Here is a 3,613-nt window from a genome sequence, read left to right on the forward strand (position 1 = left end):
AATATTATATTGGAAAGACACTAAATTGAACAGGTTTAGTAACAAACAATAAAAAAAATGACTTCAAGTGCAAAAGAGTCACCAAAAACATACATGAATTAAAGATATCTATATCAGTCTAGACAGTTAGTCACTGAAAAAAACGTGAACCCCTACGGGTCACCAACACTACTAGAGTAAGCTTATCTAATATCAGTGGTAGGATTTTTATGTTTTTGTTGAGACGTTAAGTCGACTTAGAATGATACGGTTTTGAATGCTCTATTCCTCTCAAAAATGAAGGGCTTTCTTGAGTTTTACTTTCAATAAAAGTCATTTAGGGAGTTAAAGTATGTTTTTTGTCCAAAATACTCACTTATATTGAGATAAGTTTTGTTATCTTTTATAAAATGCTAGTGGTAGTCATGGTAAGTGTAGTAAACCTTTGAAATTAAACATCTGAAAATATGATTTCTAATAGAGTGTGACTATTGTATAATATAAGTGTTAAACAAAGCATTGAGGGAGTAACGAAGCAATTCATTAGAATACTTTTTTCAGAGATAATAAGGATATTCTTGTTATGAATATAATAATACGAGTGAAAGAGATGATATTATGAAAAGATTAACCTTTATTATTATTTTTCTATTTGCTATCTTACTAACAGGATGTACAAAACAAAAAACCGAAAAAATAATCGAAGAAATTTCTCATAACAGTAATTTTGAGTATGAATTACTAACAGTGGTGACTGAAGATATCACATCCAAATTTAACATTATGGGAGGGTTTGGTGTTGAAACTCTGATTGATGCCAATATAGATCCATATAGTGTTGATATTAACGAATATATGTTAAACAATCCTACTACCTACTATGAAGTTACTGCTTATCCGGATTATGTAAATGGTGGAAGTTATATCACACGAATAAGCACATCAGATCCAGAGATTTATATTTATGATCTTTCGGTAGGTGATGAATACACCGAAAGTGAAATCATTGAGTATATGAGATCATTAGGATTTTACCCTCGAGATAGTATCAGTTCAATATATGTCAATGAACGTGTATGGATTAGGGTGTATATAGAAGAAGGCATAATAATCAAACTAGTTGTTGAAGTTGAAATTACCAATAGAACCGGGATTGTATATTGAAATTAGAGATGAAAAAACCATTTAGAACTATAAATACCAAAAGCTATCACGTCATTATATTCAAAAAGTAATTGAAACAATACTAACAAAAAATCAGGATTTGCATCAACATTTGGTTTTGAAACACTTTTGACTTCTTTCGAAGATATTTTTATAGAACATAAGGTTGATGAGATGGAGTTTAATGAAATCATTAGAAAATCTGTCAAATTGTTTGGTTACCCCATTTATTTTAGGGTAAACCTATATAGGGTATTCCTCAAATTTGTTGTACTCAACCATTCATTATGTCTTCAAAATCTCATGTCGAATCTAGAACAAAGAATATTTTAAAACAATACAAATAAACATAAACAAATCATTTTGCACTATAGGTGGTGTTGGAAATACATAAACTATCGTTTAACTATTTAAAAGATGTGGACGAATTCAACGAAAAACTTATCATTTTTGTTGACAATAAAAAATTAGAGTCTGAAACGTTATTGATTGAGGCTGGATTGCATGAAATCAAAGTTGAGCAATATCACATTCTAAATAATAAGTACTTTTTATTTGGAGCTATACTGATGGCTTTTCTCTTTTTTGGCTATGCAACAGAATCCGCATATCTTTTGAGAAGGTGGGGGAGGTTTGCTGTATGCAAATTAATAATAGATGTGCAGCAAGATGAAAAGATTAAGATAAGACTATATAGACAGAAGGAATGGTTTCTTGGTGATAGATATCAATTGAGTATTAAGTCGGATCATGAAGAAAGCATTGACTCAATAGAAAAAAGAAATATATTTACATTTTTAGGGACAATCATCTTACTAGTAATTCCAGTTGGAGTTATTGCAGGCGTAGTTGCTCTATTCAATTAAAAACATACAAGAAAACATACAAGAAAAAATACAAGAAAACATACAAGATAGCCTGTCCTGTGGTATAATATACATAAGAGGAGTTGATGATATATGTCCTATAAACCACCTTATGAAATAACCACATCTATACTTAATAAAATTGCTGCCATCATGAAAATGATTGGTAAGTTTTCTAGTATGAATAATTTAAGTAGCCAGCCCTTATTAAGAAGAAAAAACCAAATAAAATCAATTCACTCATCATTAGCCATAGAAAATAATCAATTATCAGAATCTCAAGTCAAAGATTTAATCAATGACAAACTTGTCATCGGACCACAAAAAGATATATTAGAAGTTCAAAACGCAATCAATGTTTATGAACGCTTACAGGATATTAATCCATACGCTCAAAAAGACCTACTTAAATACCATAAAATACTTATGACCTCCCTCGTCTCCGATGCAGGTTCATATCGAAAAGGACAAGTTGGTGTATTTGATGATGAAAAGGCAATCTTTATGGCACCTCCTGCAGATAGAGTACCAGCTCTAATGAATAATCTCTATGATTACTTGAATCATTATGATGAAAACATACTCATCAAATCATGTGTATTTCATTATGAATTTGAATTTATACATCCATTTAGTGATGGCAATGGTAGAATGGGTAGACTTTTTCAAACATGTTTACTTGCAAAGGAAGAAGAACTGTTTTACTATTTACCTGTTGAATCCATCATAAAGAAGAAACAACAATCATACTATGATGCTATATCTAGATCGAATCAAGTAGGTACATCTACAGTATTTATTGAGTTTATGTTGGATGCTATTATAGAAACCATGAATGATACACTAAAACAATCAAACATAGAAAAAGGAAGTCTATCGATTCAAGCGAAGAAATTGCTTACTGTTTTAGAGGAAGGTATTCCATATACTACTATAGAGCTTATGGATAGGGTAGGTATAAAATCTAGAGCATCTTTTAAAAAGAATTATTTAGATCCACTTTTACAATCAGGTATGATTGAAATGACGCTTCCGGAAAAACCTAAAAGTAGAAATCAGAGATATGTGAAGAAATAAAAATATATATATGACAAAGTCGATATAGTGTCACCAAAACTATATGTGAAATAAAGATATTCATATCAGTCTAGACTGTTAGTCACTGAAAAAAACGTGAACCCGTACGGTTCACCAATAATAATATGAAATGCTCTTCTCACCCGTGGGAAGGGCTTTTTTTCTTGATATTCATAGGTAGTTACAGTTCTTTTGAAAACCAAAAAGTCAATAAAATCTGTTGGTTTGATTGTTTTTAATGAAGTAGTATTAAAACCATCAGAACTTATGTGTGAATAAGAAAAATCTGAACTAGGAAAAAGAGGTCGATGGTAAGATACAAATTTTTATTAAAAAAATCCACTTATGTTGATATGAGTTTTGGTGTTTTATTAACATCATGCACCTATGATATAATTATCAAAATGATTAACCCGATTAATAAATCTAGCAATACAAAATTAATGGTGGAAAAATGAAAATAAAAGATGATTTAAAAATTAGTACAAAAGATTTGAATAATAAATTAGCTATTTACATATTAGTAA

At 30.0% G+C, this 3,613-nt stretch carries 3 protein-coding genes; all 3 read left to right on the forward strand.

The window, feature by feature from the left end; all coding sequences use genetic code 11:
- The first annotated feature begins 597 nt into the window (after positions 1 to 597).
- Complete coding sequence (locus QJ521_RS09370; RefSeq protein ID WP_282840225.1) at positions 598 to 1,143, forward strand: hypothetical protein; 546 nt, start codon at positions 598 to 600, stop codon at positions 1,141 to 1,143.
- A gap of 380 nt (positions 1,144 to 1,523) precedes the next feature.
- Positions 1,524 to 2,009, forward strand: coding sequence for a hypothetical protein (locus QJ521_RS09375; protein ID WP_282840226.1), 486 nt, complete (start codon positions 1,524 to 1,526; stop codon positions 2,007 to 2,009).
- Between the two features lie 93 nt (positions 2,010 to 2,102).
- Entirely contained in the window at positions 2,103 to 3,086 is a 984-nt protein-coding gene (locus QJ521_RS09380) for a Fic family protein (protein ID WP_282840227.1), read from the forward strand.
- Positions 3,087 to 3,613 lie beyond the last annotated feature (527 nt).

Origin of the sequence: Peloplasma aerotolerans, assembly GCF_030012175.1 — a bacterium.
GTDB classification, from domain to species: Bacteria; Bacillota_I; Bacilli_A; order Acholeplasmatales; family Acholeplasmataceae; genus Peloplasma; species Peloplasma aerotolerans.

What these genes read in the sequence shown, in the direction of transcription:
- QJ521_RS09370 (WP_282840225.1), top strand. Translation starts at nt 598, where the DNA reads ATGAAAAGATTAACCTTTATTATTATTTTTCTATTTGCTATCTTACTA.
- QJ521_RS09380 (WP_282840227.1), top strand. Translation starts at nt 2,103, where the DNA reads ATGTCCTATAAACCACCTTATGAAATAACCACATCTATACTTAATAAA.